Genomic DNA, 12,759 nt, shown 5'->3' on the forward strand with positions numbered 1-12,759 from the left:
ATGGCAATCAATACGGAAAAAAATTCCTATACGGTCATATTCGCTGCGGTAATGGTAATCGTAGTGGGTTCGCTCTTGGCTTTTGTGGCTTCCGCCCTTAAACCTGCCATTAAAGAGAACCAGCGCTTCGAGAAGCAACAGAATATTTTGTACGCCATGGGGGTACATGAGAATAGCGATGCAGGTAGTGTAAACTTTATTCCGACCGATAAGGTGGAAGAGGCTTTTGCCAAGCATATCAAAGAACAATGGGTCATTCAAGGCGGACAGATTACCAAAGATGACACTGAGGCCTATTTGATAGATCTTAAAAAACAGAAAACCGCGGCTAAAGAAGGTAGACCGCCAAAATTGCCTCTATTCGTTGGGGAAAAAGACGGGGAGACCTTCTACATTATCCCTATGTTGGGTAATGGTCTTTGGGATGCTATCTGGGGCTATATGTCAGTAAACCAAGATATGGTGATTCAGGGTGTGTTCTTTGATCATAAGGCTGAAACACCTGGGTTGGGTGCCAACATCAAACAGCGTTATTTTATGGATGATTTCATTGGGGAGTCTATCCGTAAAGATAATTCCTACTATGGGGTAGATGTTAGCAAGACCAACAATGACCCGACCAATAACGATAAAGTGGACAACCAAGTAGATGCCTTGGCCGGTGCCACTATTACAGGAGATGGTCTGGCGGCCATGGTAAAGGCTACTGTTCGTCGCTATGCACCTTATCTAGAACAAATTAGAACGGAAAATTAAGCGATATGGGATTATTAACTAAAAAAGATCAGGCATTGATCCTGGATCCGTTAGCCGATAACAACCCGATTACCATTCAGGTTTTGGGTATCTGTTCGGCCCTGGCCATTACTGCCGAATTAAAAGCTTCCATAGTAATGGGTATTTCGGTACTCTTTGTTTTGGGGGTAGGTAACGTGGTTATTTCGCTAATCCGTAATATCATTCCTTCCAAGATCCGTATTATCGTTCAGTTGGTAGTTGTGGCTACCTTGGTAATTATCGTGGATCAAGTGCTTAAGGCCTTTGCCTATGAGCTCAGTAAAACCTTGGCGGTTTTCGTAGGTCTGATTATTACCAACTGTATCATTATGGGACGTTTCGAGGCGTTTGCCTTGGGTAACGGGCCTTGGAAATCGTTCTTGGACGGTATAGGAAACTCATTGGGTTACGCCGTTATCTTGATTATCGTAGGTTTCTTTAGGGAGCTTTTAGGTTCCGGAACTTTGTTAGGTTTCCAGGTTTTGGGTGATCCCGTCGCCAAAACCGGATTGTATGCCTTGGGCTACGAGAACAATGGTTTTATGGTGTTGTCTCCCATGGCATTGATCGTGGTAGGTATCATCATTTGGGTACAGCGTTCGCGTAATAAAGATTTGATAGAAGATTAATCGAATACCATAAAAATTTGAAAAGATGTTAGAGCATTTAGAACTGTTTTTTAAGTCCGTTTTCGTTAGTAATATGGTATTCGCCACCTTCTTGGGTATGTGTTCTTATTTGGCCGTATCTAAAAAGGTGTCCACTGCCGTTGGTCTAGGGGCTGCCGTAATATTCGTATTGGCGGTAACCGTACCTTTGAACTGGTTATTGGATCAGTATTTATTACGAGATGGGGCCTTGGCTTGGTTAGGCCCGGAATATGCCGATTACGATTTGAGCTTCCTTTCGTTCATTTTGTTTATCGCCACCATCGCTACTATGGTACAATTGGTAGAGATCGTAGTAGAAAAGTTTTCACCTTCCTTATATAACTCCTTGGGTATTTTCTTGCCCCTAATCGCTGTAAACTGTGCCATCTTGGGTGGTTCTCTGTTTATGCAGTCTAGGGATATCGCCACTATAGGCTTGGCTTTCAATTATGGGTTAAGCTCTGGTATCGGTTGGTTCTTGGCTATTTTGGCCATTGCAGCCATTCGCGAGAAGATACGTTATTCCAACGTACCTGCGCCCTTACGCGGATTGGGTATCACCTTTATCGTTACCGGATTAATGGCTATTGGTTTCAATAGTTTCGGTGGTATGCTTACCGGGGGCGACGAAGGCGCCAAGGAAGAGCTTCAGCAATCGGCCAAAACCGAAGAAGTGAAGGAAGACGTGAAAAAAGAATTGGAAAAGAACGAGGTTTCGTTCAATAACGTACAAAACAATTAAGTATGTTTTTAGCCGCAAGTACTTCTGGTACCATTTTAATTACCGTAGTGGCCTTTATGGTCTTGCTACTTTTGTTGGTGGCCTTGTTGTTGTTTACCAAAGAAAAACTTTCCCCTTCGGGACCGGTAACCATTACCATTAATGGTGAGAAAAAAGTGGAAGTAGGTTCTGGTGGAACGCTACTTTCAACATTAGGTAACCAAAAGATATTTTTGCCTTCGGCCTGTGGTGGAGGTGGAACCTGTATCCAATGTGAGTGTCATGTTTTAAGTGGAGGCGGAGAGGCGCTACCTACCGAAACACCGCATTTTTCTCGAAAAGAGTTAGGGCACGGCGCCCGCTTGGCCTGTCAGGTTAAGGTAAAGCAGGATATGGAAATTACCATTCCTGAAGAGGTATTCGGAATCAAGAAATGGGAAGCTACCGTAGTTCGAAATTATAACGTAGCCTCCTTTATCAAGGAGTTCGTAGTTGAAATTCCAGAAGATATGGATTATAAGGCCGGTGGTTACATTCAGATCGAAATTCCGGAATGTGAGATTAAATATAGCGATATAGACATTACGGCGCACCCCGAAGAGCACGAGACCCCGGATAAATTCCAGGCCGAGTGGGATAAATTCAACCTATGGCCCTTGGTAATGAAAAATGGCGAGCTGGTAGAACGTGCCTATTCTATGGCTTCTTACCCTGCCGAAGGACGTGAGATTATGCTTAACGTACGTATCGCAACGCCACCATGGGACCGTTCCAAAAACGGTTGGATGGATGTAAATCCTGGTGTGGCCTCATCTTATATCTTCTCAAGGAAGAAAGGCGACAAAGTTACCATCTCCGGACCTTATGGTGAATTCTTCATCAATGAATCTGAAGCCGAGATGTTATACGTGGGTGGTGGAGCCGGTATGGCGCCAATGCGTTCGCATTTGTACCACTTGTTCAAGACCTTAAAGACCGGTAGAAAAGTTACCTATTGGTATGGTGGTCGTTCCAAGCGTGAATTGTTCTACCTAGATCATTTCTATGCTTTGGAGAAAGAATTCCCGAACTTTAGGTTCTTCTTGGCCCTTTCTGAGCCTTTGGAAGAAGATAACTGGAAAGTAAAAGAAACTATTGATGCACCTGGTGACGGATTCGTAGGGTTCATTCACAATTGTGTGATCGATAACTATCTAAGTCTTCACGATGCACCGGAAGACATCGAGCTGTATTTCTGTGGACCACCTTTGATGAACAAAGCCGTTCAAAAAATGGGAGAGGATTTCGGAATACCCGATGAAAACATCCGCTTCGATGACTTTGGAGGATAAAACTAAAAGCCGATATGAAAGTATCGGCTTTTTCATTGGTTCTTAACGTAAATAGAGGTTAAATTCATGAGGGCACTTACCGAACAAGAACTGCACAATTTGGCTATGAACACTGTCGGAAAGGAATTGGAGGAAGATGGTTATGAGTTTATGGCCGTAAATAGTACCTTGAAAAAGAACCCGCAATTCGTATGTTTAAAAGAAGGTAAACTGCATTTTATTGTAGTTAGGGCTGTATCGTATCCGAACGACCCCACGCGCTTCGATATCAATTTAATGGGCACTATAAAAGAACATGCCCAAAAGCACAATGCCAGGGCTTATTATGCTGGGGTAGGTTTGATTAACCCAGTAGATTATAATGCCCCGGTACAGTTAAACGAAGAATATATAGTTCGCTATGAAGGTTTGGTGGAAGTATAGTTGGATAATGGTCTTAATCGCCTGCCAACCAAAAAAGGCCGAGGTAAAAAACGTAAACTATGGGCCAGCCTTGGGAACTAGTTATTCCCTGGTGTATTTTACCGAATCAGAAGTAGATTATCAGCAACAGATCGATTCGGTCTTTGAGGTGGTGAATAAATCGATGTCTACCTATATCCCTGATTCCGATATCTCAAAGATCAATGCGGGTAATACGAATATAGCCGTAGATCATATGTTCCGAGAGGTTTTTGAACTCAGTAGTGACATCCACAAAAAAAGTGGGGGCTATTTCGACCCTACTGTGGGTACTTTGGTCAATGCCTGGGGTTTTGGCCCTGGTAAGCAGATCCAATTAGATAGTGCCCGTGTAGATTCCCTGTTAGATTATGTAGGGTTTAATAAGGTGTCCCTAGGTACCGATAATCAAATTACAAAGGCCGATGCCCATATCTATTTCGATTTTAACGCGGTGGCCAAGGGCTATGCCATAGACCGCTTGGCGGTAATGTTGGAAGAAAAAGGTGTGGAAAACTTTTTAGTCGAGGTCGGGGGCGAGATTGTGGTCAAGGGGCGACAGATAGAAAAGCAAAAACCCTGGACGGTAGGAATCGACGATCCTCAGGGGTTCGATCGTAACCACCCTAAAATTTTGTTGCATTTAAAAGAGGGCCAAGCATTGGCCTCTTCTGGGAATTATAGGAAATTCCGGGTCGATTCGGTTAGTGGTCAAAAATATGTGCATACCATTGATCCGAAAACTGGCTGGACGAAAAATTCGAATATTTTAGGTACAAGTGTTATCGCGCCCAATTGTGCTACCGCCGATGCTTATGCCACTACTTTTATGGCCCTAGATCTTGCTGACTCCAAAGCCCTGGTGCAATCGCTTTCGGATATCGAGGCTTTTATCATTTATGTAGACGAGGCCGGAAATACCCAACAGTTCATTACCGAAGGGTTTCAGCGTTGCATTGTTAATTAGATTTGACAGGTTTTCGAAACCTGTCAGGTCTATGTTATTTTCGAACCAACGGAATAATTTCCCCAGGGGCCAAACGGTATTTTTCTACTAGTTCCTTGGGCATCTCTTGGGTAAGGTTTATTTCATCTACCTGAAACCCAAAACTGCGGAGTTTATCAAAATAATCACGACCGTAAATGCGTACATGGTCGTACTGGCCAAAAATACGGGCCCTTTCCTTGGGGTCTGTAATGCTATCATCGGTAAAGGTTTCGGCCCGATTCAAATCTTGCGGTATTTGAAAAATGCCCCAACCGCCTGGTTTTAGAATGCGGTACAGTTCGCTTATGGCCTTGTCGTCGTCCGGTATGTGCTCTAGCACATGGTTACATAAGATAACATCGAAACTAGCATCTGGAAACGGTAGGTTGCAGATGTCGGCTTTTACATCGGCCAAGGGTGATTCTAGGTCGGTAGTAACGTAGTCCAGGTTTTTCTGATTGCGAAAACGTTTATAAAAAGCTTGTTCGGGGGCAAAATGCAACACCTTAAGGGGGGCTTCGAAAAAATCGGTATGTCCGGTTAAAAACAACCATAACAGCCTATGCCTTTCCAAGGATAGGGTGCCGGGGGCCAATACGCTTTCCCTAGGGTTCTCGTAGCCATAGGGTAAAAACTTGCGGTACGATCGTCCGTCTATGGGGTCGGTATGGCGGTTACCCCTTAACCAAAAAGCCAAAACCGGCCTAGCCAAATAACTAAGCTTAATAAGCCAGGGCCTAGGAATAGTGTTTAGGATAAGTTTGAAGAGTTTTGACACGAATTTCACGAATTTTCACGAATGTCCGTACTAAAGTACTATTCGTTTGTAATTTAAACTATCCTCCCCAAAATTGACCAAAAGCCCCAGTTTTAGTTTGGAGACGGCAAGATAGTTCAAAACTTGTTTGGTGTGACTAGAAGTTAGTCTTTCAATAGCTTTAAGCTCCAATATAATCTTATTGTCTAGAACAAAGTCAGCGTAGTAGTGTTTGTTTAGTTTTATTCCTTTGTAGTAAACGGGATATTTTTTCTCTCTTAAGTTGGGAACACCATTTTCCTTTAACTCTATTTCCAATGCTTCGGCGTAAATAATTTCATTAAAACTTTTACCTAGTTCATTGTAGACATTCATGCAAAGACCGATAATGTAATAGGCTTCGTTTTTGTAGATTAAATGATTCCCCATAATCCGTGCAATTAGTGAAATTCGTGTCCACATACTACATGAATATAGTATTGACCTACATTGCAAGCAATCTAAACCGATTAACCGCAATAAGAACTGTTGTTCTTTAAGTATAAGAAAACTTGTTTCGGGTATACCTGTCTTAAGAAGCCCTAAACTCAACCTCTTCATCGGTTTCAATACCCAGCGCATCGTAAATGTATTGAAAGGTAGAGAGTAGTTCTGGTTTACCGTTAACTATGGCCACATTATGTTCGAAATGGGCGCTGGGTTGACCATCGTGGGTTAAAATAGTCCAGCCATCACGAAGTTGCTTTATGCGTTTGGTGCCCATATTGATCATGGGTTCTATGGCGACTACCAGTCCTTCTTGAAATTTCTTTCCACGGCCACGTCTGCCATAATTAGGCATTTCCGGACTTTCGTGTAGTTTCTTGCCCAAACCATGGCCCACCAATTCGCGAACCACGCCATAGCCTTGGGCTTCGCAATAGTTTTGGATGGCAAAACCTACATCGCCCACGCGATTTCCGGCTTTAAATTGGCGTATACCTACATATAACGATTCTTTGGTCACCTGAAGTAATTTGGCGGTTTCAGGGGCAATCTCCCCTACGGGAAAAGTATAGGCATGATCTCCATAATAGCCATTTTTAAGGGCACCGCAATCCACCGAAATAATGTCTCCTTCTTTCAAAGGTTCGTCGGTGGGTATTCCATGAACTACTTGTGCATTCGGACTCCAGTTTAAGGTGTTAGGGAAATCGTACATACCCAAAAAACCGGGTTCGGCCCCTTGTTCTCGAATAAAATCCTCGGCCAGTTTGTCGAGTTGTAACCCGCTTACTCCTGGCTTTATCTCCGAGGCTAGCATGCCCAAGGTTTTAGAAACTACCAAAGCGCTCTCGCGCATTAAAGCTATCTCTTCAGCTGTCTTAAGTTTGATCATGCGGCAAAGGTAATGTTTTGTGTGTATACGGATTTTGGTATCTGTAAGAACCCTTAATAGGCCTTAAGTCTTCGTAAGCCTTTGAGTTTTTCAGGTTGTTCGGTAACATCGAGAATACTAATGGCAAAACCACCGCCGGGTGCACTGTACACCTGTAGTTTAGAACGGCTGCCTACTTTGAACTTCTCTACGGCATAGCCTTTGGGGTTATTTTTATAATGCGCATCCTTACTGTCGCGGTAAAGGGTCAATAGATATGTTTTTTCTGGGTCTAGAAAATCAAAAGCCAGTTTAGAGGTTCTTGGGTTTTCATCGTTGGTATTACCTATAAACCAATTATCCTTTCCTTTTTCTTTTCGGGCGTAGGTAATAAAGTCGCCGGGCTCGGCAGCAAGTACCATGGTTACGTCCCAGTCAAGGGCCACCTCCTTAATGAATTGAAAAGCATCGAGATGTTGTTGGTAATGTTCAGGCAGATCAGCGGCCATTTGCAAGGGGCTGTACATGGTTACATACAAGGCTAGCTGACGTGCCAAGGTTGAATTTACCCAAGATTTGTTTTTGGGGTTCAATTTGCTGACGTCCATTTCAAATATACCGGGGGTATAATCCATGGGGCCGCCTATTAAACGGGTAAAAGGTAAAATGGTGGTATGGTCTACTTTGTTGCCTCCAAAAGCTTCATATTCCGTACCTCGGGCCGATTCGTTACCAATAAGATTCGGATAGGTTCGGGAGAGTCCGGTGGGTCGTACGGCTTCATGGGCATTGACCATAATTTTATATGCGCCAGCTTTTTTTAGGGCGTATAGGTAATGGTCTACCATCCATTGACCGTAATGATATTCGCCCCTGGGGATAATATCGCCCACATAGCCACTTTTGACCGAATTATAGCCGTGTTGTTGCATAAAAGCATAGGCTTGGTCTAGATGCCTTTCGTAATTACGTACCGACCCCGAGGTTTCGTGGTGCATCATCAGTGCTATGCCTTTGTCTTGGGCGTACAATTCCAGTTCCTCTATGTCAAAATCGGGGTAGGGGCTCATAAAATCGAAAACGTAATCCTTCGATTTTCCGAACCAATCTTCCCAACCTTCGTTCCAGCCCTCTACCAAGAGTGCATCAAAGCCATGTTGGCTAGCAAAGTCTAAATAATCTTTTACATTATCGGTATTGGCCGAATGCGTTCGGTTGGGTAGGGTGTGCACATAGTTGGTTTTACCTAATTTAACACTGTTTAGGGCATCGGTATAGGCCCAACTGCCCTTGCCGGTGATCATCTCCCACCAAACGCCCATGTATTTTACGGGTTTGATCCAAGAAGTGTCTTCGTAGGCGCAAGGCTCATTTAGGTTTAGGGTGAGCGTAGACAGCAGGATGTCCGATGCCTTGTTACTAGCGATAACCGTACGCCACGGGGTTTGGGTGGGTGTTTGCATATAGGCCATATTACCTAAAGCATCAGGGGTTAAGTGTGATTCGAAAACCAAATTATCGTCGTCGAGCTCCAAATGCATGCAGCTATAATCTACCAAAGCGGCTTCGTGTATGTTGATGTACGTTCCCTTGTCAGTTTTCATCAATAAGGCCGTCTGAACGCCTGTGGGTGAAAATGAGGTCTGGGAGGCATTTGGGGTAATGGCCTTTTTCATTTTTCCCCTGATCTCCGATAGCTTCGAGTGGGTATAATCGTATTCTTGAGTATCGTAGTCGCCAGGAATCCAAAATGCGGTATGGTCTCCGGTCATGGCAAATTGGGTGCGCTCATCCTCCACGATAAAATAAGTGAGGTTGGGCTGCTCGGGAAATTCGTATCGAAATCCCAAGCCATCATTAAACAGACGGAACCTGATGTGCATCAATCGGTTACTGCCTTGCTGCTCCATAGCGACCAACAGCTCGTTGTAATGGTTACGGATCTCTTTGTATTCGCCCAAAACAGGTTCCCATGTCTCGTCTAAAGTAGTACGTTGGGTATCGACGATTTGAAATTGGGCCAATAGTGATTCCGTATCCAATAGGTCCAATCCTAAAAAACTTTTGGCGATAACAGGGCTGTCGTTAAGTTCCAATGCATAGGTTGGTCGCCCTTTTTCTATGGTAAATACCATTTTAAACTTACCATTGGGCGAATTAAGGGTGTGCTGCCCATAGGCTGACAGCATCGTCCCCAAAAAGAAAACAATAGCTAGGGTACGCATCATATATTAGTCCTTATGGGGGGCTAAGATAACTTACATAGTACCTCTCTTAGTCCCCTGTGATATTATACTAAGGATTTTTGGGTCATGGCTGCGGGTTGCTCTACCCCGATCATTTTAAGGATCGTTGGTGCCATGTCGCCCAAAACCCCGTCTTTTATCTCTTTCAAATCCGAATCTACCAAAATCAAAGGTACCGGATTGGTCGTATGGGCCGTATTGGGGCTACCATCTGGGTTTACCATAGTATCGCAATTGCCATGGTCTGCTATAACCAAGGTAGAATATCCGTGCTCCAAGCCCTTGGTAATAACAGCCTCAGCACATTGGTCTACCGTCTCACATGCCTTAATGGCGGCATTCATATCGCCGGTATGCCCAACCATATCGGGGTTGGCGAAATTCAGACATACGAAAGCGGCTTCTTCTTTTTCTAATTCGGGAATAATGGCATCACGAATCTCAAAAGCGCTCATCTCTGGTTGTAAGTCGTAGGTAGCCACCTTTGGTGACGGACATAATATACGGGCCTCGCCTTCAAAGGGTACTTCGCGACCACCGTTAAAGAAAAAAGTTACGTGCGGATACTTTTCCGTTTCCGCGATCCGAATCTGCTTTTTTCCTGCTTTGGCCAAGACCTCACCCAGGGTATCGGTTAGGTTCTCTTTATTGTAAACGACCTTAACGCCATTAAAAGACTCATCGTAATTCGTTAGGGTAACATAATACAGATCCAACTTTTTCATGTCGAAATCCGGAAAATCTTCTTGGGAAAGTACCTGAGTAAGTTCCCGGCCCCGGTCGGTACGGAAGTTGAAAAAGATGATGACATCGCCTTCTTGAATGTTCCCTTTGCCCAAACTGATTGGTTTGATAAACTCATCGGTGGTGCCGGCTTCATATTGTTCGGTGAGACTTGCAATGGCATCGGTTGTTTTTTTGCCCACTCCGGAAACCAATAGGTCATAGGCCTCTTTTACACGTTCCCAACGTTTGTCGCGATCCATGGCGTAATACCGACCGATGATGCTGGCCAATTCGGCATTGGTGTTTTTGCTATAATCCAATAGGTCGGTCAGATAACCCACCCCGCTTTTTGGGTCTACATCGCGCCCATCGGTAAAGGCATGGATGAACATTTGGGCCACTCCGGCTTCTTGCCCGGCGCCGATCAAGCCTTTCAGATGGTCGATATGGGAGTGTACCCCACCATCACTTAAAAGGCCTAGAAAATGAACAGGCTTGTTGTTTTGCTTGGCATAGTCAAAAGCCTGTTGTAAAACGGTTTCGTCTTTAAGGCTGTTTTCCTCTAAGGCTTTATTGATCTTGGCTAAATCTTGATATACGATTCGACCTGCCCCTAAATTCATATGGCCTACTTCACTATTGCCCATTTGGCCTTCCGGAAGACCAACATTCATACCGTCGGTCAATAGTTCGGCACTGGGGTATTGGTTGTAGAGACTATCTATAAAAGGGGTATTGGCCTGCGCAATGGCAGATACTTTGGGGTCGGGAGATTTACCCCAACCGTCTAAAATCATCAAGATCGTTTTTTTGTTCATGGTAGCATGGAATTATCCTTCAAAAATAGGATGAATTCCGGTTTCAAACTACGGTTAGCCCCTTTTTTTACAAGGATTTAGCATTATCAAAAAATGAAAACGTTGTAGTTAAGAAATGTTAAGGAATGTAAAAGAATTGATAAATGTTGTAACAAATACGTGTGGGTTAAGTCTAAATCGTACATTTAATCATCATTAATCAAAAATCGCAATCATGAAAAAAATGTTTATCATGGGTGCCCTGTCTCTTGGTGCCCTAACTTTCACGAACACCCTTTCCGCTTCTGTTGTTAATACCCCAAATACAGGGGCGAATATCAACTTGGTAACACTTGATGTAAGTTCTTTTTGTAAGGCCATTATGAAGGGTGACTTGGAAATGGTCAACCGTATGATAGACCTTGGGGAAGATATCAATCAGAAATCGGTTGGAGGAATGACCCCTGCCATGTTCGCCGCCAAGTATAACAAAGCGGAGATACTAAAATTACTTATTGAAAAAGGTGCTAAGCTCAATACCAAAAGTAAAGAAGGTTTTACCGCAAAAAAATATGCGAAACTTTCTAAAGCCAGTGATGCCCTTGCTGTTTTGGAAGCCCAAAGCTAAAACCCCGTAAACGACAGAATTCTAAAAGCCCGAGTAGCTTAAAATGTTAATTTTTTGTTATTCGGGCATTAAAGTGAAACATTTTCGACTTTAAGGAGTCTGTTATATTGTATTTGCATCGCAAACTCCAGTAAAAAAAATCCCAAAACTTGTTGGAGTTGGTTATGTATAACTAACGAACCATCTGAAAAGAATTAGGAGTTTATCATCAATCCAATCAAAAAAACCACGGCATTGCCGTGGTTTTCCTTTTTAGAACGTTTCTTTTTTCTAGAAGTGGAATCCGGTAAAGGCTCTATACACCAAGGCGTACAATCCTAAAACGAACATGGCCACACAGAAAAAAGTGTACACTTTCAAAAACTTCACCAAATAGTCTGGGTGACAATCCCGAAAGGCTTCGAAATAGATCTTTTTAAATTGTAATAGTGTTCCCATATAGTGTTCTTTAAATGATTAAATCACAGCTACAAGGGGTTAAATTTGGGACCTAATAGAAGATTTGTGGATTACCAAAAATAGAAAAAGTGGGCTGAAAACCAAATTAATGATCGTTTTATTCTATGAACGGTCGCCTTTATACTTTCGAATGGATTCTTGTATCTTTTCAATTCTGTTTTCGGGATCAGGATGGGTACTTTGGAATTCGGGTACCCGGTTTGGCCCGGCTGCAGCTTTAAGGATCTTCATCACTTGGATCATCTCTTGGGGATCGTAGCCCGATTGAATCATAAAAAGTACGCCGAGATCATCACTTTCCAACTCATCGCCACGTCCATTTTTTAATAATACGTTCTGACCAATACCGGAAACAAGGTTACCGGCATCGGCCCCAACCGAGGCTCCCATGGATATGGTTTGCCAATAGTTGCTTTCCGCAATGCGTTCTGCAGAATGTTTACCGATCACGTGACCTATTTCATGGCCTAAAACCCCAGCTAACTGAGCCTCGTTCAATTGTGAGAATAAGGCATGGGTTATAAATATTTGCCCGCCAGGTAGTGCAAAGGCATTTATGGTACGGTCATCGGCCAATAAATGGAATTCGAAACGATAAGGGGTTTCACGGGCAACACTATTTTGTACCAATCGGTTACCCACGGCGTCTACGAAAGCCTGTAGACGCTTATCAGGATAAAGCCCACCATGCTGTTGGGCCATTTCAGGAGCCGATTGTAAACCAATGGCGATTTCTTGATCGGTGGTAATATCTATATTCTGAACCCTTCCGGTATACGGATTGGTCTGTTTGTTATTACAACGTTTCACCATGGCAAAGCCAACGATGGCCAAACCAATGATTATCCGGATTTTCCAACTTCCGCGTCTCATAATGATCT

General features: G+C 43.5%; 14 protein-coding genes. 7 read left to right on the plus strand and 7 right to left on the minus strand.

Going from position 1 to position 12,759, the window contains the following annotated elements; genetic code table 11:
- The 6 genes from B7P33_RS16785 (at window position 1) to B7P33_RS16810 (ending at window position 4,887) form a co-directional block, all read left to right on the plus strand.
- Window positions 1-756 (plus strand): Na(+)-translocating NADH-quinone reductase subunit C, encoded by a 756-nt coding sequence (locus B7P33_RS16785; RefSeq protein ID WP_097443377.1) that lies wholly within the window; start codon window positions 1-3, stop codon window positions 754-756.
- Window positions 757-761: 5 nt separating this feature from the next.
- Window positions 762-1,406: an NADH:ubiquinone reductase (Na(+)-transporting) subunit D gene (locus tag B7P33_RS16790; RefSeq protein ID WP_097443378.1), complete on the plus strand. Its 645-nt coding sequence runs from the start codon at window positions 762-764 to the stop codon at window positions 1,404-1,406.
- A gap of 25 nt (window positions 1,407-1,431) precedes the next feature.
- Window positions 1,432-2,169 (plus strand): NADH:ubiquinone reductase (Na(+)-transporting) subunit E, encoded by a 738-nt coding sequence (nqrE, locus tag B7P33_RS16795; protein ID WP_097443379.1) that lies wholly within the window; start codon window positions 1,432-1,434, stop codon window positions 2,167-2,169.
- 2 nt (window positions 2,170-2,171) lie between these two features.
- Entirely contained in the window at window positions 2,172-3,479 is a 1,308-nt protein-coding gene (gene nqrF / locus B7P33_RS16800; RefSeq protein ID WP_097443380.1) for an NADH:ubiquinone reductase (Na(+)-transporting) subunit F, read from the plus strand.
- A 66-nt stretch (window positions 3,480-3,545) separates the two neighbouring features.
- Window positions 3,546-3,902, plus strand: a complete 357-nt coding sequence (locus B7P33_RS16805) for a Na(+)-translocating NADH-quinone reductase subunit F (protein WP_097443381.1) — start codon at window positions 3,546-3,548, stop codon at window positions 3,900-3,902.
- The gene (locus tag B7P33_RS16810) at window positions 3,880-4,887 is read left to right on the plus strand and encodes an FAD:protein FMN transferase (RefSeq protein ID WP_097443382.1); all 1,008 of its coding nucleotides are present in this window, start codon (window positions 3,880-3,882) and stop codon (window positions 4,885-4,887) included. The genes B7P33_RS16805 and B7P33_RS16810 overlap by 23 nt, the downstream gene beginning before the upstream one ends.
- A gap of 34 nt (window positions 4,888-4,921) precedes the next feature.
- Here the strand turns inward: B7P33_RS16810 and B7P33_RS16815 are convergent, their stop codons facing one another.
- The 5 genes from B7P33_RS16815 to gpmI all read right to left on the minus strand — a co-directional run bounded on the left by B7P33_RS16815 (window position 4,922) and on the right by gpmI (window position 10,812).
- Window positions 4,922-5,686: a class I SAM-dependent methyltransferase gene (locus B7P33_RS16815; protein WP_097443560.1), complete on the minus strand. Its 765-nt coding sequence runs from the start codon at window positions 5,684-5,686 to the stop codon at window positions 4,922-4,924.
- 30 nt (window positions 5,687-5,716) lie between these two features.
- Entirely contained in the window at window positions 5,717-6,127 is a 411-nt protein-coding gene (locus B7P33_RS16820) for a GxxExxY protein (protein WP_245871819.1), read from the minus strand.
- A 109-nt stretch (window positions 6,128-6,236) separates the two neighbouring features.
- A complete protein-coding gene (gene map / locus B7P33_RS16825) occupies window positions 6,237-7,043 on the minus strand; it encodes a type I methionyl aminopeptidase (RefSeq protein ID WP_097443383.1) in 807 nt (268 codons plus the stop codon).
- Window positions 7,044-7,096: 53 nt separating this feature from the next.
- On the minus strand, window positions 7,097-9,247 hold the full coding sequence (locus tag B7P33_RS16830; protein WP_216359400.1) for a glycoside hydrolase family 97 protein: 2,151 nt from the start codon (window positions 9,245-9,247) through the stop codon (window positions 7,097-7,099).
- Between the two features lie 65 nt (window positions 9,248-9,312).
- Window positions 9,313-10,812 (minus strand): 2,3-bisphosphoglycerate-independent phosphoglycerate mutase, encoded by a 1,500-nt coding sequence (gene gpmI / locus B7P33_RS16835; RefSeq protein ID WP_097443385.1) that lies wholly within the window; start codon window positions 10,810-10,812, stop codon window positions 9,313-9,315.
- Window positions 10,813-11,026: 214 nt separating this feature from the next.
- Here gpmI and B7P33_RS16840 point away from each other — a divergent pair, with 214 nt between their 5' ends.
- Window positions 11,027-11,419, plus strand: coding sequence for an ankyrin repeat domain-containing protein (locus tag B7P33_RS16840; protein WP_097443386.1), 393 nt, complete (start codon window positions 11,027-11,029; stop codon window positions 11,417-11,419).
- A gap of 270 nt (window positions 11,420-11,689) precedes the next feature.
- On the opposite strand, the gene B7P33_RS19420 is transcribed toward B7P33_RS16840, so the two are convergent.
- Both B7P33_RS19420 and B7P33_RS16845 read right to left on the minus strand, forming a co-directional pair.
- A complete protein-coding gene (locus B7P33_RS19420) occupies window positions 11,690-11,857 on the minus strand; it encodes a DUF6747 family protein (protein ID WP_172435982.1) in 168 nt (55 codons plus the stop codon).
- Window positions 11,858-11,980: 123 nt separating this feature from the next.
- Window positions 11,981-12,751 (minus strand): M48 family metalloprotease, encoded by a 771-nt coding sequence (locus B7P33_RS16845; RefSeq protein WP_097443387.1) that lies wholly within the window; start codon window positions 12,749-12,751, stop codon window positions 11,981-11,983.
- Window positions 12,752-12,759: the final 8 nt, after the last annotated feature.

It is taken from the genome of Sediminicola luteus (assembly GCF_002514735.1).
In the GTDB taxonomy this organism is placed as follows: domain Bacteria; phylum Bacteroidota; class Bacteroidia; order Flavobacteriales; family Flavobacteriaceae; genus HQA918.

What these genes read in the sequence shown, in the direction of transcription:
- B7P33_RS16785 (WP_097443377.1), top strand. Translation starts at nt 1, where the DNA reads ATGGCAATCAATACGGAAAAAAATTCCTATACGGTCATATTCGCTGCG.
- B7P33_RS16790 (WP_097443378.1), top strand. Translation starts at nt 762, where the DNA reads ATGGGATTATTAACTAAAAAAGATCAGGCATTGATCCTGGATCCGTTA.
- nqrE (WP_097443379.1), top strand. Translation starts at nt 1,432, where the DNA reads ATGTTAGAGCATTTAGAACTGTTTTTTAAGTCCGTTTTCGTTAGTAAT.
- nqrF (WP_097443380.1), top strand. Translation starts at nt 2,172, where the DNA reads ATGTTTTTAGCCGCAAGTACTTCTGGTACCATTTTAATTACCGTAGTG.
- B7P33_RS16805 (WP_097443381.1), top strand. Translation starts at nt 3,546, where the DNA reads ATGAGGGCACTTACCGAACAAGAACTGCACAATTTGGCTATGAACACT.
- B7P33_RS16810 (WP_097443382.1), top strand. Translation starts at nt 3,880, where the DNA reads ATGAAGGTTTGGTGGAAGTATAGTTGGATAATGGTCTTAATCGCCTGC.
- B7P33_RS16820 (WP_245871819.1), bottom strand. Translation starts at nt 6,127, where the DNA reads ATGTGGACACGAATTTCACTAATTGCACGGATTATGGGGAATCATTTA.
- map (WP_097443383.1), bottom strand. Translation starts at nt 7,043, where the DNA reads ATGATCAAACTTAAGACAGCTGAAGAGATAGCTTTAATGCGCGAGAGC.
- B7P33_RS16830 (WP_216359400.1), bottom strand. Translation starts at nt 9,247, where the DNA reads ATGCGTACCCTAGCTATTGTTTTCTTTTTGGGGACGATGCTGTCAGCC.
- gpmI (WP_097443385.1), bottom strand. Translation starts at nt 10,812, where the DNA reads ATGAACAAAAAAACGATCTTGATGATTTTAGACGGTTGGGGTAAATCT.
- B7P33_RS16840 (WP_097443386.1), top strand. Translation starts at nt 11,027, where the DNA reads ATGAAAAAAATGTTTATCATGGGTGCCCTGTCTCTTGGTGCCCTAACT.
- B7P33_RS19420 (WP_172435982.1), bottom strand. Translation starts at nt 11,857, where the DNA reads ATGGGAACACTATTACAATTTAAAAAGATCTATTTCGAAGCCTTTCGG.
- B7P33_RS16845 (WP_097443387.1), bottom strand. Translation starts at nt 12,751, where the DNA reads ATGAGACGCGGAAGTTGGAAAATCCGGATAATCATTGGTTTGGCCATC.